The organism is Pseudomonas sp. MPFS, assembly GCF_022537035.1.
GTDB classification, from domain to species: domain Bacteria; phylum Pseudomonadota; class Gammaproteobacteria; order Pseudomonadales; family Pseudomonadaceae; genus Aquipseudomonas; species Aquipseudomonas sessilinigenes.
In genome coordinates this window covers 2,313,753-2,338,948 of the sequence record NZ_CP066123.1, presented here as the reverse complement: position 1 = coordinate 2,338,948, position 25,196 = coordinate 2,313,753, and the positions used below count along the sequence as shown (strand labels likewise).

The 25,196-nt window shown below is 65.1% G+C and carries 21 protein-coding genes; 14 read left to right on the top strand and 7 right to left on the bottom strand.

Annotated elements, in window-relative coordinates; all coding sequences use genetic code 11:
• Positions 1-58: 58 nt before the first annotated feature.
• Genes I9018_RS11020 through I9018_RS11010 form a run of 3 tightly spaced genes read right to left on the bottom strand, consistent with a single transcriptional unit; the run spans position 59 to position 4,292 of the window.
• Complete coding sequence (locus tag I9018_RS11020; RefSeq protein WP_068587150.1) at positions 59-1,339, bottom strand: FAD-binding oxidoreductase; 1,281 nt, start codon at positions 1,337-1,339, stop codon at positions 59-61.
• 52 nt (positions 1,340-1,391) lie between these two features.
• A complete protein-coding gene (locus I9018_RS11015) occupies positions 1,392-2,882 on the bottom strand; it encodes an aldehyde dehydrogenase (protein WP_241109427.1) in 1,491 nt (496 codons plus the stop codon).
• A 33-nt stretch (positions 2,883-2,915) separates the two neighbouring features.
• Complete coding sequence (locus tag I9018_RS11010) at positions 2,916-4,292, bottom strand: glutamine synthetase family protein (RefSeq protein WP_241109426.1); 1,377 nt, start codon at positions 4,290-4,292, stop codon at positions 2,916-2,918.
• A gap of 266 nt (positions 4,293-4,558) precedes the next feature.
• On the opposite strand from I9018_RS11010, the gene I9018_RS11005 reads away from it, so the two are divergent.
• The 9 genes from I9018_RS11005 to I9018_RS10965 all read left to right on the top strand — a co-directional run bounded on the left by I9018_RS11005 (position 4,559) and on the right by I9018_RS10965 (position 14,686).
• Positions 4,559-5,314, top strand: coding sequence for a gamma-glutamyl-gamma-aminobutyrate hydrolase family protein (locus tag I9018_RS11005; protein ID WP_053136438.1), 756 nt, complete (start codon positions 4,559-4,561; stop codon positions 5,312-5,314).
• Positions 5,315-5,558: 244 nt separating this feature from the next.
• On the top strand, positions 5,559-6,701 hold the full coding sequence (gene potA / locus I9018_RS11000) for a polyamine ABC transporter ATP-binding protein (protein WP_068595531.1): 1,143 nt from the start codon (positions 5,559-5,561) through the stop codon (positions 6,699-6,701).
• A gap of 41 nt (positions 6,702-6,742) precedes the next feature.
• Entirely contained in the window at positions 6,743-7,624 is an 882-nt protein-coding gene (locus I9018_RS10995; RefSeq protein ID WP_164487352.1) for an ABC transporter permease subunit, read from the top strand.
• Positions 7,621-8,517 (top strand): ABC transporter permease subunit, encoded by an 897-nt coding sequence (locus tag I9018_RS10990; protein WP_068587157.1) that lies wholly within the window; start codon positions 7,621-7,623, stop codon positions 8,515-8,517. The genes I9018_RS10995 and I9018_RS10990 overlap by 4 nt, the downstream gene beginning before the upstream one ends.
• 60 nt (positions 8,518-8,577) lie before the next feature.
• Entirely contained in the window at positions 8,578-9,690 is a 1,113-nt protein-coding gene (locus I9018_RS10985) for a polyamine ABC transporter substrate-binding protein (RefSeq protein WP_241109425.1), read from the top strand.
• Positions 9,691-10,063: 373 nt separating this feature from the next.
• Positions 10,064-10,588, top strand: coding sequence for a DUF2867 domain-containing protein (locus I9018_RS10980; RefSeq protein ID WP_068587159.1), 525 nt, complete (start codon positions 10,064-10,066; stop codon positions 10,586-10,588).
• Between the two features lie 207 nt (positions 10,589-10,795).
• Entirely contained in the window at positions 10,796-11,236 is a 441-nt protein-coding gene (locus I9018_RS10975; RefSeq protein WP_022641043.1) for a CBS domain-containing protein, read from the top strand.
• A 231-nt stretch (positions 11,237-11,467) separates the two neighbouring features.
• A complete protein-coding gene (locus tag I9018_RS10970) occupies positions 11,468-13,699 on the top strand; it encodes an LTA synthase family protein (RefSeq protein WP_241109424.1) in 2,232 nt (743 codons plus the stop codon).
• Positions 13,700-13,843: 144 nt separating this feature from the next.
• Positions 13,844-14,686, top strand: a complete 843-nt coding sequence (locus tag I9018_RS10965) for an NAD-dependent protein deacetylase (protein ID WP_241109423.1) — start codon at positions 13,844-13,846, stop codon at positions 14,684-14,686.
• A gap of 1 nt (position 14,687) precedes the next feature.
• Here I9018_RS10965 and I9018_RS10960 read toward each other — a convergent pair whose 3' ends face one another.
• Entirely contained in the window at positions 14,688-15,587 is a 900-nt protein-coding gene (locus I9018_RS10960; RefSeq protein ID WP_068587732.1) for a LysR family transcriptional regulator, read from the bottom strand.
• A 210-nt stretch (positions 15,588-15,797) separates the two neighbouring features.
• Between I9018_RS10960 and I9018_RS10955 the strand changes: the two genes are divergently transcribed.
• Genes I9018_RS10955 through I9018_RS10945 form a run of 3 tightly spaced genes read left to right on the top strand, consistent with a single transcriptional unit; the run spans position 15,798 to position 18,381 of the window.
• Positions 15,798-16,496, top strand: a complete 699-nt coding sequence (locus I9018_RS10955; RefSeq protein ID WP_124346341.1) for a CoA transferase subunit A — start codon at positions 15,798-15,800, stop codon at positions 16,494-16,496.
• Between the two features lie 36 nt (positions 16,497-16,532).
• Positions 16,533-17,192 carry a CoA transferase subunit B gene (locus tag I9018_RS10950; protein ID WP_068587730.1) on the top strand — a complete coding sequence of 220 codons (660 nt, stop codon included), beginning with the start codon at positions 16,533-16,535 and terminating at the stop codon, positions 17,190-17,192.
• 10 nt (positions 17,193-17,202) lie between these two features.
• Complete coding sequence (locus I9018_RS10945) at positions 17,203-18,381, top strand: acetyl-CoA C-acetyltransferase (RefSeq protein ID WP_124346340.1); 1,179 nt, start codon at positions 17,203-17,205, stop codon at positions 18,379-18,381.
• A gap of 122 nt (positions 18,382-18,503) precedes the next feature.
• Here I9018_RS10945 and I9018_RS10940 read toward each other — a convergent pair whose 3' ends face one another.
• Entirely contained in the window at positions 18,504-19,427 is a 924-nt protein-coding gene (locus tag I9018_RS10940) for a LysR family transcriptional regulator (protein ID WP_241109422.1), read from the bottom strand.
• Positions 19,428-19,557: 130 nt separating this feature from the next.
• Here I9018_RS10940 and lysA point away from each other — a divergent pair, with 130 nt between their 5' ends.
• A complete protein-coding gene (lysA, locus tag I9018_RS10935) occupies positions 19,558-20,790 on the top strand; it encodes a diaminopimelate decarboxylase (protein ID WP_068589156.1) in 1,233 nt (410 codons plus the stop codon).
• A 150-nt stretch (positions 20,791-20,940) separates the two neighbouring features.
• On the opposite strand, the gene I9018_RS10930 is transcribed toward lysA, so the two are convergent.
• A complete protein-coding gene (locus I9018_RS10930; RefSeq protein ID WP_241109421.1) occupies positions 20,941-22,662 on the bottom strand; it encodes an alkaline phosphatase D family protein in 1,722 nt (573 codons plus the stop codon).
• A 36-nt stretch (positions 22,663-22,698) separates the two neighbouring features.
• Positions 22,699-24,135, bottom strand: a complete 1,437-nt coding sequence (locus I9018_RS10925; protein ID WP_241109420.1) for an MFS transporter — start codon at positions 24,133-24,135, stop codon at positions 22,699-22,701.
• Positions 24,136-24,267: 132 nt separating this feature from the next.
• Between I9018_RS10925 and I9018_RS10920 the strand changes: the two genes are divergently transcribed.
• Complete coding sequence (locus I9018_RS10920; RefSeq protein WP_241109419.1) at positions 24,268-25,161, top strand: LysR family transcriptional regulator; 894 nt, start codon at positions 24,268-24,270, stop codon at positions 25,159-25,161.
• Positions 25,162-25,196: the final 35 nt, after the last annotated feature.

The following is a 25,196-nucleotide window of genomic DNA, read 5'->3' as shown; positions in this document are numbered from 1 at the left end:
GTTCATCGCGAGCAAGCTGCGCTCCGACATAGAACAGGAGCGCGGGCGTCCTTTCGGATTAGATACCAAAACGGTCACGCAGGGCGTAATAGGCAGCGCCCATGGCGGTCAGCGGCGCCTGGAAGGTGCGGCCGCCGATCATCGGCATGTGTGGCAGCGAGGCGAAGGCATTGAAGCGCTCGGCATCGCCACGAATCATCTCGGCGATCAGCTTGCCGGCCAGGTGCGAGCAGGTCACGCCATGGCCGCTGTAGCCTTGCATGTAGTAGGCGTTCTTCTCGATCCGGCCGAATTGCGGCATGCGCGACATGGTCAGCAGGAAGTTGCCGGTCCAGCGGTAGTCGATCTTCACGTCCTTGAGCTGGGGGAAGGTCTTGAGGATCTTCGGCCGGATCAGTTGCTCGATGTCGTTGGGCTCGCGGGCACCGTAGACCACCCCGCCGCCGTAGAGCAGGCGGTTGTCACCGGTGAGACGGAAGTAGTCCAGCAGGTAGTTGCAGTCTTCCACGCAATAGTTGTTGGTGATCAGGCTGCGGGCCAGTGGTTCCGGCAGCTGCTCGGTGACCACGATCTGCGAGCCGCAGGGCATGCTCTTGCGGGTCACCCGTGGGTCCAGGTCCTGCTGCAGGTAGGCGTTGCCGGCGATCAGCAGGTACTTGGCGCGGACCACGCCCTTGGCGGTGCGCACCACGTTGGGCTCGCCGTAGGTGATTTCCAGGGCCGCCGACTGCTCGAAGATCTTGCCGCCCAGGCCGACGATGGCATTGGCCTCGCCCAGGGCCAGGTTCAGCGGGTGGATATGCCCGCCCTGCATGTCCAGCAAGCCGCCGACGTAGTTGCGGGTACCGACTTCGCGGTCGATCTGCGCCTTGTCCAGCAGCTTGAGGTTGTGGTTGCCCAACCGTTCCCAGTTGCGCTTCTGCTCGGCCAGGCCCTTGAGCTGCTTGGGGTTCAGGGCGGCGAAGATGCCACCAGGACGGTAGTCGCACTGGATATCGTAGTGCTGGATGCGCTGGCGGATGATGTCCGCGCCTTCGAAGATCATGCTGCCGAGCACCTCGGCGCTCTTTTCCCCGTAGCGCTCTTCGATCACATCCACGTCGCGGCTGTAGGAGTTGACCAGTTGCCCGCCGTTGCGCCCACTGGCGCCAAAGCCGACCTTGGCCGACTCAAGCACGGTGACGCTGTAGCCGGCCTCGGCCAGGAAGAGCGCCGAGGACAGGCCGGTATAGCCGGCGCCGATCACACAGACATCGCACTCCACCAACTGGTCGAGCTCGGGGTAATCGACGGTCCGGTTGCGGGTCGCCGCGTAATAGCTGTTCACGTAGGTTTGCATGTCGTAGTTCCCCAGCAGGTGCGGCTCGACCGCCCTGCCGTTGTTATAGGTCTTAGAGCTTGATCCAGGTCGCCTTGAGCTCGGTGTACTTGTCGAAGGCATGCAGCGACTTGTCGCGGCCATTGCCCGACTGCTTGAAGCCACCGAACGGCGCGGTCATGTCGCCGCCGTCGTACTGGTTGACCCATACGCTACCGGCGCGCAGGCCCCGGGCGAAGCGATGGGCGCGGCTGAGGTCGCGGGTCCATACGGCAGCGGCCAGGCCGAAGATGCTGTCGTTGGCGATCTGCAGCGCCTGTTCCTCGCTGTCGAACCCGATCACCGCCAGCACCGGGCCGAAGATCTCCTCGCGGGCGATGGTCATGGCGTTGGTCACACCGTCGAAGAGGGTCGGTTCGACATACAGGCCGCCGGTGCTTTCCAGGGTGCGCACACCACCGGCCAACAGCCGCCCGCCCTGCTCCCGGCCGATGCCGATGTAGCGCAGCACATTAGCCAGTTGGCGCTCATCCACCACGGCGCCGACGCGGCTGGCCGGGTCCAGCGCATGCCCGGGTTGCCAGGCCTTGAGCGCCTCCACCAGCAACGGCAGGAACTGCTCGCGGATCGACGCCTGCACCAGCAGCCGCGAGCCGGCAGTACAGACTTCGCCCTGGTTGAAGGCGATCGCCGCAGCCGCCGCTCGGGCCGCTTCGCCCAGGTCCGGTGCATCGGCGAACACCACGTTGGCGCTCTTGCCACCAGCCTCCAGCCATACCCGCTTCATGTTGCTCTGGCCGGAGTACTGCAGCAGTTGCTTGCCCACCGCGGTGGAGCCGGTGAAGGCCAGCACGTCCACGTCCATGTGCAGGGCCAGGGCCTTGCCCACGGTGTGGCCGTAGCCCGGCAGGACGTTGAACACGCCCTTGGGAATGCCCGCGTCCAGGGCCAGCTGGGCGATGCGGATCGCGGTCAGCGGCGACTTTTCCGAAGGCTTGAGGATGAACGAGTTGCCCACCGCCAGGGCCGGGGCGAACTTCCAGCTGGCCATGATCAGCGGGAAATTCCACGGCACGATGGCCGCCACCACCCCCGAAGGCTCGCGGGTCACCAGGCCCAACTGGTCGTGGGGCGTGGCCGCCACTTCGTCGTAGAGCTTGTCGATGGCTTCGGCATTCCAGCGGATGGCATTGGCCGTGGCCGGGATATCGATGGCCAGGGAGTCGCTGATGGGCTTGCCCATGTCCAGGGTCTCCAGGAGCGCCAGTTCTTCCTGGTGCTCGAGGATCAGCTCGGCAAAGCGGATCAGGATGCGCTTGCGCTCGGCCGGGGCCTTGCCCGACCACACGCCGCTGGCGAAGGCCTGGCGCGCCACGGCCACGGCATGATCGGCATCGGCCTGGTCGGTACTGGCGACATTGGCCAGGAAGCGCCCGTCCACCGGGCTCAGGCATTCGAAAGTGGCGCCGCCCTGGGCAGCGCAGTACTGGCCGTCGATGAAGGCGCGACCTTCCAGGGTGAGGGATTGGAAGCGCTGCTCCCAATCGCTGCGGGATCTAGTCATGGCGAATACTCAACGCGCGAAGACACACGGCCGTCAGACCGTGTGCAGGTACCAGTTGTATTCCAGGTCGGAGATGGAGTTCTCGAACTCCGCCAGCTCGCTTTCCTTGCAAGCCACGAACACGTCGATGTACATCGGGTCGATGTACTTGGCCATCACCTCGCTGTCGTCCAGTACGCGCAGGGCGTCGCGCAGGTTGCTCGGCAAGCTAGGCTCGCTCTGCTCGTAGGCGTTGCCCTCCATGGCCGGGCCGGGTTCGATCTGGTGGGTCAGGCCGTGGTGGATGCCCGACAGCACCGAGGCCATCAGCAGGTAGGGGTTGGCGTCGGCACCGGCCACCCGGTGTTCGATGCGCACCGCGTCCGGCGAACCGGTGGGCACGCGCACGGCCACGGTGCGGTTGTCGATGCCCCAGGTCGGTGAGTTCGGCACGTAGAACTGGGCGCCGAAACGGCGGTAGGAGTTGACGTTGGGACACAGGAAGGCCATCTGCTCCGGCAGGGTATCCAGTACGCCGCCGATGGCATGGCGCAGGGCCGTATTGGTCTCGGGATCTTCGCTGGCGAAGATGTTGTTGCCCTGCTTGTCGAGGATCGAGATGTGCACGTGCAGGCCGTTGCCCGCCTGGCCCGGGTAAGGCTTGGCCATGAAGGTGGTGTCCATCTCATGGTCGTAGGCGATGTTCTTCACCAGGCGCTTGAGCAGCACCGCGTAGTCGCAGGCCTTGATCGGGTCGGACACATGGTGCAGGTTGACCTCGAACTGCGCCGGGGCGCTTTCCTTGACGATGGCATCGGCGGGGATGCCCTGCTCTTTCGCGCCTTCGAGGATGTCCTGCAGGCAGTCGACGTATTCGTCCAGATCGTCGATCAGGTAGACCTGGGTCGATTGCGGGCGCTTGCCGGAGATCGGCGAACGCGGCGATTGCGGCCGGCCGTTCACGTTGTCCTGGTCGATCAGGTAGAACTCCAGCTCGAAGGCGGCGCAGATGGTCAGGCCCAGTTCGTCGAACTTGCTCACCACCTGGCGCAACACTTCGCGCGGGTCGGCGAAGAACGGCTGGCCCTCGATCTCGTGCATGGTCATCAGCAACTGCGCGGTGGGGCGCTTCTGCCAGGGCTCGACGCTCAGGGTGCCGGGGATCGGGTAGCAGATGCGGTCGGCGTCGCCGATGTCCAGGCCCAGGCCGGTGCTTTCCACCGTGGAGCCGTTGATATCCAGGGCAAACAGCGAGGCCGGCAGGTTGATGCCCTTCTCATAGACCTTGTGCAGGGCGGTACGCTCGATGCGCTTGCCGCGCACCACACCGTTCATGTCCGCAATCAGCAGATCGACGTAGAGAACCTCGGGATGTTTTTTCAGGAAGGCATTGGCTTCATTGAGCTGAATGGCACGCGGGGGGACCGACATGATGCACCTATCGTGTTAATTATTATGTTCACTGCGGTGACGCACCAGCAGTCAATCCGAAAGAAAAACCGAAGTCAATAGCCCTACAGGGTGCCGATTCGTTAATTATTTTGCCCCATGAAAACCAAATAAGCCTCAACATCTGCGCCACCCAAGGCTTTCAGATGAAATGCGTTTAGAATTTTTTACATGGAAGTTGTTAATTAAAATCAACGAGGATAAGCTCTGGAAAAACTCGTTCCAGCGTGAATTTCGAGGTGATAAAAATGGCATTCAAGCCATTGATCGGCGTTACTGCGTGCGTCAAAGAGATCGGTCTGCATCCCTACCACGTCAGCGGCGACAAGTACTTGCGTGCGGTCAGCGTCGCGGCCGAGGGCCTGCCCCTGGTCATTCCTTCCCTGGCGGACCTGGTCGATATCCAGGATCTGCTGCACAACCTGGACGGGCTGTTGTTCACCGGCTCGCCATCCAATGTCGAACCCTTCCACTATCAGGGCCCGCCCAGCGAACCGGGTACCGCCCATGATCCGCAACGCGATGCCACCACCCTGCCCCTGCTGCGCGCGGCCGTCGCCGCCGGCGTTCCGGTGCTCGGTATCTGCCGCGGCTTCCAGGAAATGAACGTGGCCTTCGGTGGCAGCCTGCACCAGAAGGTCCACGAGTTGCCGGGCTTTCTCGATCACCGCGAAGCCGACGATCCGCGCATCGAAGTGCAGTACGCCCCGGCGCACCCGGTGGCGATCCAGCCCGGCGGGGTCTTCGCGGCCATGGGCCTGGATGGCGAGATCCAGGTCAACTCGATCCACAGCCAAGGCATCGATCGCCTGGCCCCGGGCCTGCGGGTCGAGGCCGTGGCGCCAGATGGCCTGATCGAGGCGGTATCGGTGGAACACAGCAAGGCCTTCGCCTTCGGCGTGCAGTGGCACCCGGAATGGCAGGTGCTGTCGAACCCGGCCTACCTGCGGATCTTCCAGGCCTTTGGCGACGCCTGCCGGCAACGAGCCGCGCAGCGCCGCTGACCCTTGGTTCCGGGCCGTCGAGGCGGCCCTGAAGATTTCCATACGTATCAACACGCCCTGCCCCACGGCGAGCGCGCCTGCGCGCGCCCGACATTCGGCGTGAGCGACAAACGGCAAGACCACAACAACAAATAGCGTCAGGCCGCCAGGGAGGCGGCGCCGAATCAGCCCGCCCCCGGGCTGGCAATCAACCTTTAGGCCGGGCCGAATTGGCCGGGCTGCTGACATCTGTTGGGAGTTTCACATGGCAAACGCCTCCAGCACTTACCGGAAGGCCCTCGAAGGCAACCCGAGCCCGCAGAAGGTTCTGGTGAAGATCGACCGCGTGACCAAGAAGTTCGACGAAACCGTAGCCGTGGACGATGTGTCCCTGGAGATCCACCAGGGTGAGATCTTCGCCCTGCTGGGCGGTTCCGGCTCCGGCAAGTCCACCCTGCTGCGCATGCTCGCCGGGTTCGAGCGGCCCACCGAGGGACGCATCTTGCTGGATGGCGTGGACATCACCGACATGCCGCCCTACGAACGACCGATCAACATGATGTTCCAGTCCTATGCCTTGTTCCCCCACATGACCGTGGCCCAGAACATCGCCTTCGGCCTCAAGCAGGACCGTTTGCCGGCAGACGAGATCGACGCCAGGGTCGGCGAGATGCTCAAGCTGGTGCACATGACCCAGTACGCCAAGCGCAAGCCGCACCAGCTCTCCGGCGGCCAGCGCCAGCGCGTGGCCCTGGCCCGCTCCCTGGCCAAGCGGCCGAAGCTGCTGTTGCTCGACGAGCCCATGGGCGCCCTGGACAAGAAGCTGCGCTCGCAGATGCAGCTGGAGCTGGTGGAGATCATCGAGCGCGTAGGCGTGACCTGCGTGATGGTGACCCACGACCAGGAAGAGGCCATGACCATGGCCCAGCGCATCGCCATCATGCACCTGGGCTGGATCGCCCAGACCGGCAGCCCGGTGGACATCTACGAGGCCCCGGTGAGCCGCCTGGTGTGCGAGTTCATCGGCAACGTCAACGCCTTCGAAGGCACCGTCACCGAAGACCTGGAAGGCTACGCCATCATCGACTGCCCGGACCTGGCGCAGCAGATCTACGTCGGCCATGGGGTCAGCACCTCGGTCCAGGACAAGTCGGTGACCTACGCCATCCGCCCGGAGAAGATGCTGGTCACCACCCTCAAGCCGGAGTCGCGCTACAACTGGTCCCGGGGCAAGGTCCACGACATCGCCTACCTGGGCGGCCACTCGGTGTTCTACGTCGAGCTGCCCGGCGGCAAGATCGTCCAGTCGTTCATGGCCAACGCCGAGCGCCGTGGCGCCCGGCCGACCTGGGATGACGAGGTCTACGTCTGGTGGGAAGACGACAGCGGCGTGGTACTGCGCGCATGAGGACCTCGACCATGACCCTGGACCGCAAACTGCTGCGCATGTTGCCCTCTGGCCGCAAGCTGGTGATCGGCATTCCCTTCCTCTGGCTGTTCCTGTTCTTCATGCTGCCGTTCTTCCTGGTGATGAAGATCAGCTTCTCCGAAGCGGCCCTGGCGATCCCGCCCTACACCGAGATCTATGCCTACGCCGAACAGAAGTTCCAGCTGCTGTTGAACCTGGGCAACTACGCCATGCTCGCCGGCGACGAGCTGTACCTCTCGGCCTACCTGGGCTCGCTGAAGGTGGCGCTGATCAGCACCCTGCTGTGCCTGGCGGTGGGGTTCCCCATGGCCTACGCCATCTCCCGGGCCAGCAAGGAAACCCAGAACGTGCTGGTGCTGCTGATCATGATGCCGACCTGGACCGCGATCCTGATCCGCGTCTATGCCTGGATGGGCATCCTCAGCAACAACGGCCTGCTCAACAGCTTCCTGCTGTGGACCGGGCTGATCAGCCAGCCGCTGGAGATCCTCAACACCAACCTCGCGGTGTACATCGGCGTGGTCTACGCCTACCTGCCGTTCATGGTGCTGCCGCTGTACGCCAACCTGGTCAAGCATGACCAGAGCCTGCTGGAAGCCGCCGCCGACCTGGGTTCGAGCAACTTCAACAGCTTCTGGAAGATCACCGTGCCCCTGGCCAAGAACGGCATCATCGCCGGTTGCATGCTGGTGTTCATCCCGGTGGTGGGCGAGTTCGTGATCCCCGAACTGCTGGGCGGCCCGGAGACCCTGATGATCGGCCGCGTGCTGTGGCAGGAGTTCTTCAACAACCGTGACTGGCCGGTGGCCTCGGCCCTGGCGGTGGTGATGCTGGCGATCCTGATCGTGCCGATCCTGCTGTTCAACCGTAGCCAGGCCAAAGAGATGGAGGGACGGGCATGAAACGCTTCGAATTTTCCAAACTGATGCTGGTGCTCGGCTTGTCGTTCATCTACCTGCCGATGCTGATCCTGGTGATCTACTCGTTCAACGCCTCCAAGCTGGTGACGGTCTGGGGCGGCTGGTCGGTGAAGTGGTACGTGGGCCTGCTGGACAACCAGCAACTGATGGGCTCGGTGCTGCGCTCCCTGGAAATTGCCTGCTATACCGCCATTGCTGCGGTGGCCCTGGGTACCCTGGCGGCCTTCGTGCTGACCCGGGTCACCCGCTTCAAGGGGCGCACCCTGTTCGGCGGCCTGGTCACCGCGCCGCTGGTGATGCCCGAGGTGATCACCGGCCTGTCGCTGTTGCTGCTGTTCGTGGCCATGGCGCAATTGATCGGCTGGCCCATGGAGCGTGGGATCGCCACCATCTGGATCGCCCACACGACATTCTGCGCAGCGTACGTAGCCGTGGTAGTCTCCGCGCGCCTGCGTGAACTGGACCTGTCCATCGAAGAAGCGGCCATGGACTTGGGAGCGCGGCCCTTCAAGGTGTTCTTCCTGATTACCATCCCGATGATCGCCCCGTCCCTGGCGGCGGGCGGCATGATGTCCTTCGCCCTGTCGCTGGACGACCTGGTGCTGGCCAGCTTCGTGTCCGGCCCGGGCTCCACCACCTTGCCGATGGAGGTCTTCTCGGCGGTGCGCCTGGGGGTCAAGCCGGAGATCAACGCGGTGGCCAGCCTGATTTTGCTGGCAGTATCGCTGGTGACCTTCCTGGTCTGGTACTTCGGCCGGCGCGCCGAGGAAGCCCGCAAGCGGGCGATCCAGGAGGCCATGGAGTTCACAGCCAACGAAGCGTGGAACCCCACACCCGCCAGGCCCCAGGCCAAGCGGGAGCCGGCAACGGCTTGAACCCTTGTGTGACAAGGCCGCCCAGGCGGCCGTTTTGACAATAAGAATGGAGTTGTCGTGATGAAAATGCCTGGCAGGATATTGTCCGCCAAACTGCTGCTGACACTGTCCCTGACCGGTGCCCTGGTCGCCGGCGCCCAAGCTGGCGACAAAGTGCTGCGCGTCTATAACTGGTCGGACTACATCGCCCCGGACACCCTGAAGAAGTTCGAGGCCGAGACCGGCATCCACGTGACCTATGATGTCTTCGACAGCAACGAGACCCTGGAAGCGCGACTGCTGACCGGCAAGTCGGGCTACGACATCGTAGTACCGTCCAACAGTTTCCTGGCCAAGCAGATCAAGGCCGGGGTCTACCAGGAACTGGACAAGTCCAAGCTGCCCAACTGGCAGAACCTCAACCCGGTGCTGCTCAAGAACGCTTCCGCCAGCGACCCGGGCAATGCCCATGCCTTCCCCTACATGTGGGGTTCGATCGGCATCGGCTACAACCCGGACAAGGTCAAGGCGGCCCTGGGCAGCGACGCACCCGTCAACTCCTGGGACCTGCTGTTCAAGCCCGAGAACGCCGAGAAGCTCAAGGCCTGCGGCATCAGCTTCCTCGACTCGCCCACCGAGATGCTTCCGGCCGCCCTGCACTACCTGGGCTACCCGGCAGCCAGCAAGGACAAGGCGCAGATCCTCGAGGCCGAGGCGCTGTTCATGAAGATCCGCCCGTGGGTGAGCTACTTCCATTCCTCCAAGTACATCTCGGACCTGGCCAACGGCAACATCTGCGTGGCCGTGGGTTACTCCGGCGACGTGCTGCAGGCTCGCTCGCGCGCCGAAGAAGCGGGCAACCAGGAGAAAGTCGCGTTCAGCATTCCCAAGGAAGGCGCCGGCAGTTTCTACGACATGATGGCCATCCCCAAGGACGCCACCAACGTCGACAACGCCTACCTGTTCATGAACTTCCTGATGCGCGCGGACATCATCGCCGAGGTCACCAACAGCCTGGGCTACAGCAACGCCAATGCCGCCGCCACGCCGCTGGTGGACGAGGCGATCCGCAACGATCCGGCCTCCTACCCGCCCCAGGACGTGCTGGCCACCCTGTATGCGGTGCCCGACCAGCCGATCCCGATCCAGCGCGTGATGAACCGCGGCTGGACCCGGATCAAGCTGGGCAAGTGATGTTCCGGCGCCCGTGCTCCCGCCGGCGCCCTCCCTCTTCCGTTCACGTCGCGCCTTACCACCGCGACACTCCTGCGAACGGCTTCACCCGGCTCCCTCGGTTGGGGTGAATCCTTGGCGCCTGCGGGCGCCTTTTTTCAAGGTGCCTGCCACCTTCTGCGCATAGCCACTGCCCACCTGGTGGACGCAATGGTCGCCTCGTGTAGCCGCTGCCGCAGGCTGCGTACGAGCGTGTAGCGGCCGCCAGGACTTGACGGCGCTGAAGGCCCTTCGGACCTTGTTGCAACCTCACAAGCTCGGCAGCGGCCACAGCACAATGGTATTTTTGCCGCGCGCCAGCAGGCGCCGCCATTTCTTACAGGGAACCGTATCGATGCACGCCACCGTCCAACCTTGCCCAGTGCCCAGCCCATCCAGCATCGCCAACCTGGCCGTCGGGGCGAGCTTCGTCGATTGCCGCCAGGTGCTGGCCAACGATCCCGAGCGCAGCGCCATGCGCCACCTGCTGTTGCTGATGAGCCAGACCCCGGCCTGGATCGACCGGATGATGGCCCTGCGTAATCGCGTGGTGCAGCTGTTCGGCCTCAAGGACCTGGGCCGCCTGACCCGCATCGACCTGGCGCGGGCCGATGAGGACTACCAGCCGGACCAGCGGGTCGGCATCTTCACCCTGGTGTCCCAGGCGCCCGACGAAGTACTGGTGGTGGACCGCGACAAGCACCTGGACGTGTACCTGTCCCTGAATCGCCTGCCCCTGAACGACGATGGGCAACGCCCGGTGGTGCTGTCCACCGTGGTGCACCCGCACAACCTCCTGGGACGCCTGTACATGTTGCCGGTGGCGCCCTTCCACCGGATCATCGCGCCCATGACCCTGGCCAATATCAACCGTCATTGAACCGCGACACCCAGGTCCTTTGGGGGCCAGGGCCGCCGTCAGGCAGGGGTTTTCCCCAGCAAGCCGGCAAAAATTCCTGCCGATTGACGTTTTTCGCCGTCTATCTGCCGCTTTCAGCCTTGCCGGCCGGCCCAGTCTCTACGATTCTGTAGAAACCCACCTTGGGGCGGCCGGCGCCGCCCCCTGCAGAACCACCGGAGCGCCCCAATGAAGAGCGTCGCAGAACTGCTGAAACTCAAGGCCAAGCACCACCAGCAAGTACACACCATCGCCCCGCAGCAGATGGTGCTGGAAGCCCTGATGCTGATGGCCGAGAAAAACGTCGGCGCCTTGCCGGTCCTGGAAAACGGCGCAGTGGTCGGCGTCATCAGCGAACGCGACTATGCGCGCAAGCTGGTGCTGCACGGCCGTTCCTCGGTGGGCACACCGGTGAGCGCCATCATGAGCTCGCCGGTGATCACCGTGGACTCGCACCAGAATGTCGAGACCTGCATGAGCATCATGACCGACAACCACCTGCGCCACCTGCCCGTGGTGGAGAACGGCCAGTTGCTGGGCCTGCTGTCCATCGGCGACCTGGTCAAGGAGGCGATCGCCGAACAGGCCGACCTGATCCGCCAGCTGGAGCAATACATCCGCGGCGAGTGAAGCCCCAGGGGAGCCGGTCCACGGCTCCTTTTTAACACTCTGAAATAGTAAATCCGCGCCAGCCCCCTCCTCCCCGCAGGCGCCCCAAGCGCCTGGACCAGGGCCCTGCAACCGCGCAATGACGTAATGGGGCGCCTCGAAGCGACCCATGAAGCGCCACTGCGTCGCCAATTTAAGAAACGACTAGCCGCCGGGTCTTGTTACCATTGCGCACATTTGCGTGAAGCTTTAATGACAGGCAGGTTATTTGTGAAGTTGATCCGTCGTTGCCTACAACACCCCCTTGCACCCCTGTGCACCCTCTTCGGCCTGTTGCTGCTGGTCCCCATGGGGGCCCGCCTGGCCCTGGGCTGGTCCAACCCGCTGGGTTATGTCTCCGACCTGGCCAGTGCCAGCCTGTTGACCGTCCTGCTGTATCGCCGCCCCTGGTGGCTGGCGTTGCCCGTGCTGCTGATCTGGGCCCTGCTGACCCAGGTCAGCGCCGAACTGGTCAGCGCCGTGGGCCGCATGCCCAACCTCGCCGACCTGCATTACCTGGTGGACCCGCAATTCGTCGAGAACTCCACGGGCGGCGGCCTGACCCATCCCGAGCTGGGCCTGGCCCTGCTGCTGGGGCTGGCGCTGTGGCTGCTGGTGCAACGCAGCAGCCGCGCCGTGGCGTTGCCAGCCCTGCCACGCTATAGCTGGAGCCTGCCGGTGGTGCTGTTGCTGGCCCATGGCAGTACCCAGTACCTCAAGCCCAGCGAGGCCGACCAGTGGCAGCTGTTCAACCTGCCGCACCAGGCGCTCGCCACCGCCGTGGGCCAGGCGCAAATTCGCGTGGAAGACTGGCTCGACGGCGATATCGCCGACGTACCACCGCAAATGGCCGGCCTGACTCGCCTGGACCTGGAGGGCCAGCCACTGCTGCCCAGTGCCGGACGCGCCCGCAATGTCCTGGTGATTGCCCTGGAGGGCATTCCCGGCGCCTACATCAAGACCAACCGCGAGGCCCTGCACAGCCGCTACCAGGAAGACCTGATGCCCAAGCTCAGTGCCTGGGCCGAGCGCGGGATGAACACTCCCGACTACGTGCTGCACAGCCACCAGACCATCCGCGGGCTGTACGCCATGCTCTGCGGCGACTACGACAAGCTCGACAACGGCACCCCAAAGGGCGTGGAGATGCTGACCCAGAGCCAGCGCAACAAGGCCTGCCTGCCCGCGCAGATGCACAAGTTCGGCTTCGACACCCATTACCTGCAAGGCGCCGGCCTGCGCTTCATGGCCAAAGACAAGATCATGCCGCACATCGGCTTCGATGCGACCCATGGCCTGGAATGGTTCAGCAACGCCAACTACCTGGAATTCCCCTGGGGCAAGGATGACAAGGCCTTCTTCGAGGGCGCCCTGGGCTATGTCGAGCAACTGAAGAAAAACCAGAAACCCTGGATGCTCACCCTGCTGACCGTCGGTACCCACCAGCCCTACTCGGCCCCCGATGATTACCTGGAGCGCTACGACACACCCAAGCAGGCGGCAGTCGGCTACCTGGACGATGCCATCGGCCAGTTTCTCGAAGGCCTGGAGCGCAAGGGCGTGCTCAAGGACACCCTGGTGATCATCACCTCCGACGAATCCCACGGCATCGACGGCGTGCGCCTGGCCTCGTCCTGGGGCTTCAACCTGATGCTGGCCCCGGAACAGCAACTGTTGCCGCACATCAAGTCCGGCACCTACGGTCATGTGGACTTCAGCGCCTCGGTACTGGACTACTTCGGCCTGCCCGTACCGGCCAGCCTCAGCGGTCGCTCGCTGTTTCGCGACTATGCCCAGGGCCGGGAAATCATGTCCTATACCAACGGCAAGCTGCGCTACCACGATGGCCAGGGCACCTTCACCGAGTGCGATTTCCAGCAGCGCTGCCGCAACTACGCCAGCCCCGGCTTCATCGCCGACAGCGCCAGCTTCCTGACCCAATACGGCGGCCAGCGGGCCCGGCTGGTCAGCGCCCGGGCCACGAACCTGGACCGCAGCCTGTTGCAATCGCCGCTGAACCAGCACTACCAGTTCGGTAGCCCGGCGATCATCCCGCTGCAAGCGCAGATCAAGGACGACTGGGCCGACAACCTGATCGGCGCCCAGTACCTGGAGATGCCCAAGGGCTCGCAGACCCGGGTGCGCTTCACCGTACGCTCGGCCGACCCGCAGCAGAACGCCTACATCCTGCTCAAGGGCAAGGAACTGGAGCAGGACGTTCCCCTGGGCCTGCCGGAAGAAATGCTGGTGACCCCGGACCAGCCCCTGCAGATGGATTTCAGCTTCGACAACCCACAGACCCGCAAGGCCTTCTCCTTCCACTTGCTGGGCTACGGCCTGGGCGCCGTCGAAGTCAGCGACTTCAGCGTGATCACCGAAGTGCCCGGCCAGGAAGACAGCAGCGCGGACATGCCCCTGGACGACGACAGCGAACACTCCAGTTGACCCCCGGCCGGACCTGCCACGCCCTGCGGCAGGTCCCCTGGCACCCCGGGGCCCCGCCCCAGGTTTACCGCCCTGTCAGCACACGCTGGCGCAACAGCGGCTTTGCGGCTATTTCTACCAGGCCTGCCTGAACGAGCCCCGAGCATGAACCCACCTGCCGCCACATCCTCCCTGGAACCACTGGCCACCGTCATGGACGCCCAGCCGTTCATGGTCCTCACCGGGGCGGGCATCAGTACCCCCTCGGGCATCCCCGACTATCGCGACAGCGAAGGCGTGCGCCGTGGGCGACAACCGATGATGTACCAGGAGTTTCTCAACCAGGGCGAAGCCCGCCGGCGCTATTGGGCCCGGGCCATGCTCGGCTGGCCGCGCATCCGCCAGGCGCGGCCGAACGCTGCGCACCTGGCGCTGGCGCAATTGCAGGTCGCAGGGCGGATCGCTGGAGTGATCACCCAGAACGTCGACACTCTGCACGACCAGGCCGGCAGCCCCGGGGTCATCGAGCTCCATGGCAGCCTGCACTGGGTGCGCTGCCTGGACTGTGGCCAGCGCAGCGAGCGCGATGCCATCCAGCAGCAGTTGGAGACGCAAAACCCGTACCTGGCCGGCGTCGACGCGGTGCAGGCGCCCGATGGCGATACCCTGCTGGACCCGGCCTTCGAGGCACGCTTCCAGGTGCCCCATTGCCCCCACTGCCAGGGCACGCGGCTCAAGCCCGACGTGGTGTTTTTCGGCGAGAACGTGGCCCAGGCTATGGCAGCCCAAGCCTGGAGCGCGGTACACGAAGCTGGCGGCCTGCTGGTGGTGGGATCGTCGCTGATGGCCTATTCGGCCTTTCGCCTGTGTCGCGCCGTGGTCGAGCAAGGCAAGCCGCTGCTGGCCATCAATTTCGGCAAGACCCGCGCCGATGCCTTGCTGGACCTCAAGCTGGAGCAGCCCTGCGACCAGGTCCTGCCCTGGCTGGCCGAGCGCCTGAAAGGCTGAGTCAAGCGGGCAAGCGCTCGCCGAGCCTGGCCTCGCGCAGGATGTCGAACAGGGCCTGGGCCGCCGTGGACAGCTCATCCCCCGGCTTGGTCAGCACACCGATGGCCCGCTCCACCACCGGTTCGCCCAGGGTGATGCAGTGCCCGCCCAACTCTCGCATCTGCCCGGCACACAAGGCCGGCACCGCACTCACCCCCAGGCCACTGGCAACCATGCGCCCCACCGTCGCCAACTGGTGGCTCTCGAACTCCACCGGCAATTGCACGCCCCGGGCCCGCAGGTGTTCCTCAAGCATGACCCGCACCGTGGACGGGCGCTGCAGAGTGATGAAGGGTTCCTGCAACAGCGTCTGCCAGTCGATTTCATGACGCCCGGCCAGCGGCGAATCCCTGGGCACCACGGCGACGAAACGATCGATGTACAGCGGGGTGAACACCAGCGAAGTGTTGTCCTGCGGCTCGAAGGCTACCCCCAACTCGACCTCGCGATCGCGGACCATCTCCAGCACCTGCTCGTTGATCACATCGTCGACCGTGACGTTGACCTGCGGGTAGCGAGCGCGAAATTGCTTGAGAATCGGTGGCAACAGGTTGCCGGCAAAGGAAGGCATGGCCGCCAGGGTCACCCGCCCGCGCTGCAGGGTAAAGCGCTGGCGCATTTCATCCTCGGCGTTGTCCCAGTCAGCGATCAGGCGCCGGGCCAGGGGCAACAGCGCCTCGCCCTCGGGCGTCAGGGCGACGTTGCGCGTATTGCGGGTGAACAAGCGTCCGCCCAGCCCCTCTTCCAGGGCCTTGATCGTCAGGCTCAGCGCCGACTGCGACAGGTGCAGGCGCTCGCAGGCCAGGGCGAAACTCATGCTGTGGGCCACCGCCAGGAAGGCCCGAATCTGTTTGACCGTCATCCATCATCCTCAGGAGGCGCAGCGACAGGCCACAAGCTATAAGCTTGCAGCTTGCAGCTTGCAGCTTGCAGCTTGCAGCTTGCAGCTCATTATGCTGTTTTTCAAATCAATCAACCTTAAAAATCAACTTAACAAATCAATCCCATGGCGCAACACTGATTCCACCAACGGCTGGCCAGCCGCCAACGAACAAGAAAGAGGATGGTGCATATGGCAGGTTTCGATAAGCGCGTGGCGTCCTACGAGGAAGCCCTGGAAGGTCTGCAAGATGGCATGACCGTGATCGCCGGTGGCTTCGGCCTGTGCGGCATTCCCGAGAACCTGATCGCCGAGATCAAGCGTCGCGGTACCCGCGACCTGACCGTGGTATCCAACAACTGCGGCGTCGACGGCTTTGGCCTGGGCGTGCTGCTCGAAGACCGCCAGATCAGCAAGGTGGTGGCCTCCTACGTCGGCGAGAACGCCCTGTTCGAACAGCAGCTGCTCAGCGGCGAGATCGAAGTGGCGCTGACGCCCCAGGGCACCCTGGCGGAGAAGATGCGCGCAGGCGGGGCCGGCATCCCGGCCTTCTTCACCGCCACCGGCGTCGGTACTCCCGTGGCCGAAGGCAAGGAAACCCGCGAGTTCAACGGCCGCACCTACCTGATGGAAGAGTCCATCACCGGCGACTTCGCCATCGTCAAGGGCTGGAAGGCCGACCATTTCGGCAACGTGATCTATCGCCATACCGCGCAGAACTTCAATCCCCTGGCGGCCACCGCCGGCAAGATCACCGTGGTCGAGGTGGAAGAAATCGTCGAGCCGGGCGAACTGGACCCAGCGCATATCCATACCCCGGGCATCTATGTCGACCGAGTCATCTGCGGCACCTTCGAGAAGCGCATCGAACAGCGCACCGTGCGCAAGTGATCGCCCTTCCCCAGCCCGACTAAAAGGACAATAAACATGGCTCTTACCCGCGAACAAATGGCTCAGCGCGTCGCCCGCGAACTGCAGGACGGCTACTACGTGAACCTGGGCATCGGTATCCCGACCCTGGTGGCCAACTACATCCCCGACGGCATGGAAGTCATGCTGCAATCGGAAAACGGCCTCCTGGGCATGGGCGCCTTCCCCACCGAGGACCAGATCGACGCCGACATGATCAACGCCGGCAAGCAGACCGTGACCGCACGCATCGGCGCTTCGATCTTCTCCTCCGCCGAGTCCTTCGCGATGATCCGCGGCGGCCACATCGACCTCACCGTGCTCGGTGCCTTCGAAGTGGATGTACAAGGCAACATCGCCTCGTGGATGATCCCCGGCAAGCTGGTCAAGGGCATGGGCGGCGCCATGGACCTGGTGGCCGGTGCCGACAACATCATCGTCACCATGACCCACGCCTCCAAGGACGGCGAGTCCAAGCTGCTCAGCCGCTGCAGCCTGCCGCTGACCGGTGCGCAGTGCATCAAGCGCGTACTCACCGACCTGGCCTACCTTGAAATCGAGGACGGCGCCTTCATCCTCAAGGAACGCGCCCCCGGGGTCAGCGTCGAGGAAATCGTCAGCAAGACCGCCGGCAAGCTGATCGTGCCGGACCATGTTCCCGAAATGCAGTTCTCCTGAGGAGCCCATCATGCAAGACGTCGTAATCGTTGCCGCTACCCGTACCGCCGTAGGCAGCTTCCAGGGTTCGCTCGCGGCCATTCCCGCCGTCGACCTGGGCGCCGCGGTGATCCGCCAACTGCTGGCCCAGACCGGCATCGACCCGGCCCAGGTCGACGAAGTCATCATGGGCCAGGTGCTCACCGCCGGCGCCGGGCAGAACCCCGCCCGCCAGGCCGCGATCAAGGCCGGCCTGCCCCACGCCGTGCCCGCCATGACCCTGAACAAGGTCTGCGGCTCCGGCCTCAAGGCCCTGCACCTGGGCGCCCAGGCCATCCGCTGCGGCGATGCCGAAGTGATCATCGCCGGCGGCCAGGAAAACATGAGCCTGGCCAACTACGTCCTGCCCGGCGCCCGCACCGGCCTGCGCATGGGCCACAGCCAGATGATCGACAGCATGATCAGCGACGGCCTGTGGGATGCCTTCAACGACTACCACATGGGCATCACCGCCGAGAACCTGGTGGACAAGTACGGCATCAGCCGTGAAGCCCAGGACGCCTTCGCCGCCGCCTCCCAGCAAAAAGCCGCGGCCGCCATCGAGGCCGGGCGCTTCGTCGACGAGATCACGCCGATCCTGATCCCCCAGCGCAAGGGCGACCCCGTGGCCTTCGCCACCGATGAGCAACCCCGGGCCGGCACCACCGCCGAAGCCCTGGGCAAGCTCAAGCCGGCGTTCAAGAAAGACGGCAGCGTCACCGCCGGCAATGCCTCTTCGCTCAACGACGGCGCCGCCGCGGTGATCCTCATGAGCGCCAGCAAGGCCCGTGCCCTGGGCCTGCCGGTACTGGCGAAAGTGGCCGCCTACGCCAACGCCGGGGTCGACCCGGCGATCATGGGCATCGGCCCGGTCGCGGCCACCCGCCGCTGCCTGGAGAAAGCCGGCTGGACCCTGGGCCAACTGGACCTGATCGAAGCCAACGAAGCCTTCGCCGCGCAATCGCTGGCGGTGGGCAAGGAGCTGGAATGGGACCCGGCCAAGGTCAACGTCAATGGCGGTGCGATCGCCATCGGCCACCCGATCGGCGCCTCGGGCTGCCGGGTGCTGGTGACCCTGCTGCATGAAATGCTCAAGCGCGATGCCAAGAAAGGCCTGGCCACCTTGTGCATCGGCGGCGGCCAGGGCGTGGCCCTGGCCATCGAGCGCTAAGACCTCTCCTGCGGGCCACCCTGGTGGCCCGCACCACCACGAGCATCGGCAAGCCGGCGGACCCACGACATCCACCGGCCTGCCTGCCCTCCCGGTGCTCACGCACCGGGATCCCCTCTCCCCTAGTGCCCTTCCACCAGGTCCTTGAGTTGCCCGGCCAGGCGCGTCGCTTGCTGACGCAACGACTGGCAAAACCCTTCGACGAAACTCGACGAGGGCCGGTAATCCGGACGCACCAGCATCACCTTGTAAGGCACCGACAGCTGCAACGGCCGGATCACCAGCCCCCGCCCTGCCTCCTCCATGGCACTCAACGGGTTGATGATCGCCACCCCCAGCTGCTGGCGCACCATGGCGCACACCGAGGCGGCATTGGTGGTCTCGACCACCACCCGGCGATCGACCCCGGCCTGGCGAAAATGCTCGTCCAGGCTCTGGCGGTAGATATCCAGGCCCGAGAGGTTGATGAAGTTCTGCCCGCCAAAGTCCGCCACCGACAGCCGCGCCTTGGCCAGCAACGGATGGGCCTCGGGCAGGATGCAGACCATGTCGGCACAGAACAGCAACTCGCCCTGGGTACCTCGGGGCAGATGCTCGCTTTCGGTCAGGCCCAGGTCATGGCGCTGGGCGCTGAGGGACTCCTCCAGCAGCGGCGATTCCTGGGCGCTGATGCTCAGGCCGATGCCCGGATGCCGGGCCTGGAAGTCCTTGCACACTGGGGGCAGCAGGGTCTGGGAAAACAGCGGCAGGCAGCAAAGGCTCAGCTGGCCGTGCTCGAAGCGGCGGATCGAGCGCGCCACGCTGTTGATCCGCTCCAGGCCGACATAGGCCCGCTCCACCTCCTCCAGCAACAACAGGGCCTGGGCCGTGGGCAGCAGGCGCCCGCCTTCGCGATCGAACAGGCGCAGGCCGGAAAGACTTTCCAGGCGCGCCAGCTCGCGGCTCACCGTGGGCTGCGAGGTAAACAGCAGGCGCGCGGCGCCCGTCACGCTACCGGCCTGCATGATGGCGCGGAACACTTCGATGTGCCGTAGGGAGATATCCATGACGGTAAGGCTCGTTGAATCGATCAGTCCATATCAAAACTGAATCAGGCGGCAAAGAATAGATATTTTCTTGAATGACCGGCAAGCGGCATGCTGCTCACACTTTCATCGACCACAGATTGCATTCGCCATGGCCATTCCCTTCTCCCCCGCCCAACTCGCCGCTGTCGCCCGCCAATACGGCACCCCGCTGTGGTGCTACGACGCCGCCACCCTCCAGGCACGTATCGCCCAGCTGCAAGCCTTCGACGTGGTGCGCTATGCCCAGAAGGCTTCGTCCAACCTGCACCTGCTGCGCCTGATCCGCGAAGCCGGGGTGCGGGTCGATGCGGTCTCCCTGGGTGAGATCGAGCGGGCCCTGCTGGCCGGTTTCAGCCCGGCCAACGGCGGGATCGTCTTCACCTGCGACCTGTTCGACGAGGCCACTCTCAAGCGTGTGGTGGAACTGCAAGTAGAGGTCAACGCCGGCTCCATCGACATGCTCCGCCAGTTGGGCGAACAGTCCCCCGGGCATCGTGTCTGGTTGCGGATCAATCCCGGGTTCGGCCATGGCCACAGCCGCAAGACCAACACCGGCGGGGAAAACAGCAAGCACGGTATCTGGCACGACCAGGTGGGCGAGGCCCTGGCGGTGATCCGCCAGCACAACCTGCACCTGGTGGGCCTGCACATGCACATTGGTTCCGGGGTCGACTACGACCACCTGGAACAGGTGGGCGCGGCCATGGTCGCGGCGGTCAAGTCCCTGGACCACGACATCGAGGCCTTCTCCATCGGCGGCGGCCTGTCCACCCCTTACCGCGACGGCGACACCCCGGTGGACGTGCAACGCTACGCCAACGCCTGGAAAGTCGCCCGCGAGGAAATCGAGGCCTACCTGGGCCACGGCGTGCACATGGAAATCGAACCCGGGCGCTTCCTGGTGGCCGAGGCCGGTTGCCTGGTCAGCGAGGTACGGGTGGTCAAGGATGCCGGCCAGCATCACTTCGTGCTGGTGGACACCGGCTTCAACGACCTGATGCGCCCTGCCATGTACGGCGCCTACCACGGCATGAGCCTGCTGGACGCCAATGGCCAAGCGGTCCAACGCCCGCAACGACCGACGGTGGTCGGCGGCCCGCTGTGCGAGTCCGGCGACATCTTCACCCAGGACGACGAGTGCCTGACCCCGCGCCTGCTGCCCCAGGCCCAGGTCGGCGACCTGCTGGTACTGCACGACACCGGGGCCTACGGCGCCAGCATGTCTTCGAACTACAACAGCCGGACCCTGCTGCCTGAGGTGCTGTTCGAAAACGGCCAACCGCGCCTGATCCGCCGGCGCCAGCCGCTGGCCGACCTGCTGGCACTGGAACTGGGGCTGTAACTGGACCTGTCACTGGGATTGGATCCCCTGTAGGAGCCGCCGGTCGATGCTCGTTAGCGGTAGCGGGTGTCTACCGGATAAACCCGGCGCTCTGCAGTCCATCGCGGGCGAGCCAAGCGCCTACAGTTCCATCAACTGATCGGCATTAACCTACCAAGGCGCCAGTTGCAGTCGTTCCGGCCGGTCGTTCATGGCGTCGTCCTGCTTGCGGGTCACCAGGGGCGCACCATCGGCACCGTAGAACTGCACCTGCATTTCGGCGCTGCCCGGCTGCAGGTCGATCCGTGCAAAGTTATCGGCCTGGGTGAAGGCCCAGGTGCGGTAATGCATGGTCTCGCCGCCCGCCAGGGCAAAGCCGTCGGGCGTGGCTGGCGCCTGGGAGTCGTGCACATAGCCGGCCGGATCACCATCGGCGAAGGGAAAGGGCCAGTAGAACGCCGATGAGGTCACCGCGTAGGCCACCAAGTCCTTGCCCGCCCCACTGAACTGCAACCGGGAAATGTTCGAACAGTGGATATCTCCGGACAGGAACACCACGTTCTGCACCTGGTACTTGAGCAGGGTGTCCAGCACCGCACGGCGAGTGCTGGGAAATGCTGCCCAGGCATCGCTGTCGTTCTTGTGGCGCAGCGCATCGCTGTCGCTGCCCAGGGTATCCACGCCGTTGGGCACGAAGACGCTGGAGGTGACGATGAACTTCGGCTGGTTGCCTCGATCCGCCTGCATGTGCCGCAGCCACGCACACAGGCGATCGAGCTGGCCGGGCTCGCTGCGATGCAGTGATGGCCGGCCCAGCAGGTGGTTGTCCTCCAGGGCATCCGGGACGTCGTCGAGGAAGCGCTGGGTGCGGGTATCGAGGACAAAGAACGGATAGTCGACACAGGAAAAGTCATAGAACAGCTGGTTGGTCTGCAACTGCTGCAAGTACAGGTCGTCGCCCGACATGCCGCGCCCGTGCACGTAGCTGTCGGCAAAGCGCGGGCCATGGCTCCACTGGTAGCTCATGTAGGCGCCCATGGCCAGGTTGAACAGCAGGCGCTTGCCGCGATCCTTGCGAATGCGGTCCTGGGTCCAGTTATCCTCGATTTCGTGATCGTCGAGGATCATGTAGGTCGGCAGGCGCGCCAGCAACTGGCGGATATTCGGCGAACCGAAGGCTGTGTGGTAGCGCTCCTCGAACTCCTCGAACGTATCGGCCAGGCCTATCGGCACCAGGCGGTTGAGCAGGTCGGCATAAATCTGGTCGCCAACCATCAGCACCAATTGCGCATCGTCATGATCGGCCAGCATCGGGGCGAAGATCCCATCGGCGTTCTTGCGCTTCCACAGCAACCCCGGATAACGACACGAACCCAGCAGGAAACTCAGTGGCGCCGGCTTCGCGGGTGCGCTGGCCTGGGTGGTGAACTCGGCCTCGACGTACTTCTTGTCCCCCCCGCTGCGGTTCAGGTCATTGGCCCAGGCCCCGGGTGCCGGCAGGCGCTGCACCACCGACTCACTGGACACCGCATCATCGTTGCTGCCCGCATCATCGACGTTGAGCGAGGCCATGCGTACCCGGTAGCGCGTGGCCGGGCTCAGCAAGAACGGCTTGAGCTGCTTGCGTTCGGTTTCGTTGCGCCACAGGCTCAGGTCGACACCGAGGTTGAAGGTGCCGGTGCGGTGGAACTCGCGGCGCAGGCGGAAATAGAAGATGTCCTGGGCGGCGACCTTGCCATTGCTACCCACCACACCAATGACGCCGATGGTGCGGATGTCCTCGGCCACGCCCTTCTCGTCCAGGGCATCGGAGCCGGCGATCCACAGGCGGCAGGACGTATCGGTGGTGTGCCCGACGATCGGGCCTAACGAAGGGGTACGCAGGCTGCTCACGATGACCGGCTCCTTGGCAGGGTGTGCCAGCCAAGCTTAGTCCGGGCGCGGTGCCCGGCAAGCCTCGAACGACGCCTCCGGTCGGCGCGCCACCAGGGCCACCAGCAAGGCCAGCAGGACCAGCACCGCCGCCACGCCGAAGGTCACCCGCATGCCCTGCACAGCGGCTGCGGCCTGCTCCAGCGCACCGCCCCGGGAAGCCCGGGCGAACACCGCACCCATGGCGGCCGCGCCGCTGATCAGCCCGAGATTGCGCGACAGGCTCAGGAGCCCGGCCGCCAGCCCGCGCTGCGCAGCCGGTACGTCGAGCAGCAGCAAACTATTATTGGCCGCCTGGAACAGCGCATAACCGGCGGTGACCAAGGTGATCGGCAGCAGGTACCCGGCCAGTCCCAGGCGCACCGGCAGCAATACCAGCAAACCCAGGCCCAGCAACATGCCGAACAAGCCAACCTGGCAGGGCAACTGCGGGCCATGGCGATCCACCAGGCGTCCGGCCGGCACCCCGACCATGGCCGCCACCAGGGGCCCCAGGGACAATCCCAGGCCCACCCAGACAGTTGGCAGCGCCAACCCGCGGGAAAGATAGAACGGCCCTACCACCAGGGTGCTCATGATCACCGTGGACACCAACAGGCTGTTCAGCAGGCTGGCGCGCAGTGGTCGGCGCTGTAGCAGGGCCGGCTGGAACAGCGGGGCCCGGGCCCGGCGCTCGACCCACAGCAAGGCACCCATTGCGACCACGGCCACCAGCAGCAACCCCAGGTTCAAAGGCGCCAGCAGGTTGCGGCCCAGTGTCAGGGCCAAGGCGTAGGCCCCCAGCCCCAAGGCCAGGAGCAACGTCCCGGGCACGTCGAAACCATCGCTCGCGGTCGAACGGCGATCCTCCGGCAGGCAACGCCAGGCCAGCACCAGGGCAACCAGGCCCAGGGGCAGATTGACCAGGAACATCCAGCGCCAACCGACGCTGGCCAGCAACCACCCGCCCAGCGCAGGCCCCAGGGTGGTCCCCAGGGCCGATAGCGTGCCCAGCAGCCCCATGGCGCTACCGGTGCGCCCCTTGGGCAAGACATCGCTCACCAGCGCCAGGGTTTGCGCCAGCATCGCCGCCGCCCCTACCCCTTGCACCGCCCTGGCCGCCAGCAAGCCATGCAGGCCCGGGGCCAGGCCACAGCCCAGCGATCCCAGGCAGAACAGCATGATCCCGCCCAACAGCACCCGCCGCCGTCCCAGCAGGTCGCCCAGGCGTCCGGCACTGGCGATCAGGACGGTGATCGTCAACAAGTAGGCCAGCACCACCCATTGCACCTGCTGGAAGGAGGCATCGAACGCCTGGGCCAGCTGCGGCAAGCCGGCATTGGCGATACTGGTATCCAGGGAGGGCATCAGCATCGCCAACGCCAGGCTGGCCAGGGCCCAGCGCGCCCGGGAGGCAAGAGGCTCCAGGCGCGGGACAACTTCGAGGGTGGACATGCAGCGACTCCTGCGTGGTGATCGGTCCCCTAGCCTGGACTGGCTGCAAGGGCGGCGGAAGGCGCGGCAGGTGCAGTGAATAGCTGCAGGCAACGCCATGCCAGCCGCGTTCGGCCATGCTAGATTTCGCCCATGTCGACTCCCGATCTGAATCTATTGCTGACCCTGGACGTGCTGCTGGCCGAAGGCAGCGTGGCGCGTGCCGCCGCACGCCTGCAACTGAGCCCGTCGGCCATGAGCCGGGCCCTGACCCGCCTGCGCCAGGCCACCGGCGACCCGCTGCTGGTGCGCGCCGGGCGCGGCTTGGTGCCCACGCCCCGGGCCCTGGAACTGCGCCAGCGGATCGGCCCTCTGGTGGAAGAAGCCCTGGCCGCCTTGCGCCCGGCCACCGAGGTCGACCTGCGGCAGTTGCGTCGCACCTTTACCCTGCGCAGTCGCGACGGTTTCGTCGAGAATTTTGGCCCGGCACTGCTCGCCCGCCTGCAGCGGGAAGCACCGGGCGTGCGGATTCATTTCGTGCCCAAGCTGGACCGCGACAGCCAGCCCCTGCGCGAGGCCAGCATCGATCTGGAAACCGCAGTAGTGGATGCCGATACCAGCCCCGAACTGCGCACCCGGGCGTTGTTTCGCGATCGCTTCGTCGGCGTGGTACGTGCCGGCCACCCCTTGAGCCGAGGCCCGGTCGACCTCGACGAGTACCTGGCCGGCCAGCACATCCTCGTCTCCCACCAGGGGCACGACCACGGCCCCATGGACGATGCCCTCCAGGAGCTGGGCCTGGCACGCCAGGTGATGGCCCTGGTCAGCGGGTTCTCCGCCGCCCTGGCCCTGGCCCGGGGCTCGAACCTGATCGCCATGGTGCCCGAGCGCCACACCAGCAACCTGCGGGCTGGCCTGCATGCCTTCAATCTGCCGGTGGCGCTCGCGCCGATGACCATTTCCCTGCTCTGGCACCCGCGCATGGAAGCCGATCCGGCCCACCGCTGGCTACGCCAATGCGTGCATGAGCTGTGCAGCACCACCTGAACACCCGTGCCAGGTACAACACGGTTGGGCCGCCC

Excerpts from the sequence above, each read along its gene's own strand:
- I9018_RS11020 (WP_068587150.1), bottom strand. The coding sequence starts at position 1,339 with ATGCAAACCTACGTGAACAGCTATTACGCGGCGACCCGCAACCGGACC.
- I9018_RS11015 (WP_241109427.1), bottom strand. The coding sequence starts at position 2,882 with ATGACTAGATCCCGCAGCGATTGGGAGCAGCGCTTCCAATCCCTCACC.
- I9018_RS11010 (WP_241109426.1), bottom strand. The coding sequence starts at position 4,292 with ATGTCGGTCCCCCCGCGTGCCATTCAGCTCAATGAAGCCAATGCCTTC.
- I9018_RS11005 (WP_053136438.1), top strand. The coding sequence starts at position 4,559 with ATGGCATTCAAGCCATTGATCGGCGTTACTGCGTGCGTCAAAGAGATC.
- potA (WP_068595531.1), top strand. The coding sequence starts at position 5,559 with ATGGCAAACGCCTCCAGCACTTACCGGAAGGCCCTCGAAGGCAACCCG.
- I9018_RS10990 (WP_068587157.1), top strand. The coding sequence starts at position 7,621 with ATGAAACGCTTCGAATTTTCCAAACTGATGCTGGTGCTCGGCTTGTCG.
- I9018_RS10985 (WP_241109425.1), top strand. The coding sequence starts at position 8,578 with ATGAAAATGCCTGGCAGGATATTGTCCGCCAAACTGCTGCTGACACTG.
- I9018_RS10980 (WP_068587159.1), top strand. The coding sequence starts at position 10,064 with ATGCACGCCACCGTCCAACCTTGCCCAGTGCCCAGCCCATCCAGCATC.
- I9018_RS10975 (WP_022641043.1), top strand. The coding sequence starts at position 10,796 with ATGAAGAGCGTCGCAGAACTGCTGAAACTCAAGGCCAAGCACCACCAG.
- I9018_RS10970 (WP_241109424.1), top strand. The coding sequence starts at position 11,468 with ATGACAGGCAGGTTATTTGTGAAGTTGATCCGTCGTTGCCTACAACAC.
- I9018_RS10965 (WP_241109423.1), top strand. The coding sequence starts at position 13,844 with ATGAACCCACCTGCCGCCACATCCTCCCTGGAACCACTGGCCACCGTC.
- I9018_RS10960 (WP_068587732.1), bottom strand. The coding sequence starts at position 15,587 with ATGACGGTCAAACAGATTCGGGCCTTCCTGGCGGTGGCCCACAGCATG.
- I9018_RS10955 (WP_124346341.1), top strand. The coding sequence starts at position 15,798 with ATGGCAGGTTTCGATAAGCGCGTGGCGTCCTACGAGGAAGCCCTGGAA.
- I9018_RS10950 (WP_068587730.1), top strand. The coding sequence starts at position 16,533 with ATGGCTCTTACCCGCGAACAAATGGCTCAGCGCGTCGCCCGCGAACTG.
- I9018_RS10945 (WP_124346340.1), top strand. The coding sequence starts at position 17,203 with ATGCAAGACGTCGTAATCGTTGCCGCTACCCGTACCGCCGTAGGCAGC.
- I9018_RS10940 (WP_241109422.1), bottom strand. The coding sequence starts at position 19,427 with ATGGATATCTCCCTACGGCACATCGAAGTGTTCCGCGCCATCATGCAG.
- lysA (WP_068589156.1), top strand. The coding sequence starts at position 19,558 with ATGGCCATTCCCTTCTCCCCCGCCCAACTCGCCGCTGTCGCCCGCCAA.
- I9018_RS10925 (WP_241109420.1), bottom strand. The coding sequence starts at position 24,135 with ATGTCCACCCTCGAAGTTGTCCCGCGCCTGGAGCCTCTTGCCTCCCGG.
- I9018_RS10920 (WP_241109419.1), top strand. The coding sequence starts at position 24,268 with ATGTCGACTCCCGATCTGAATCTATTGCTGACCCTGGACGTGCTGCTG.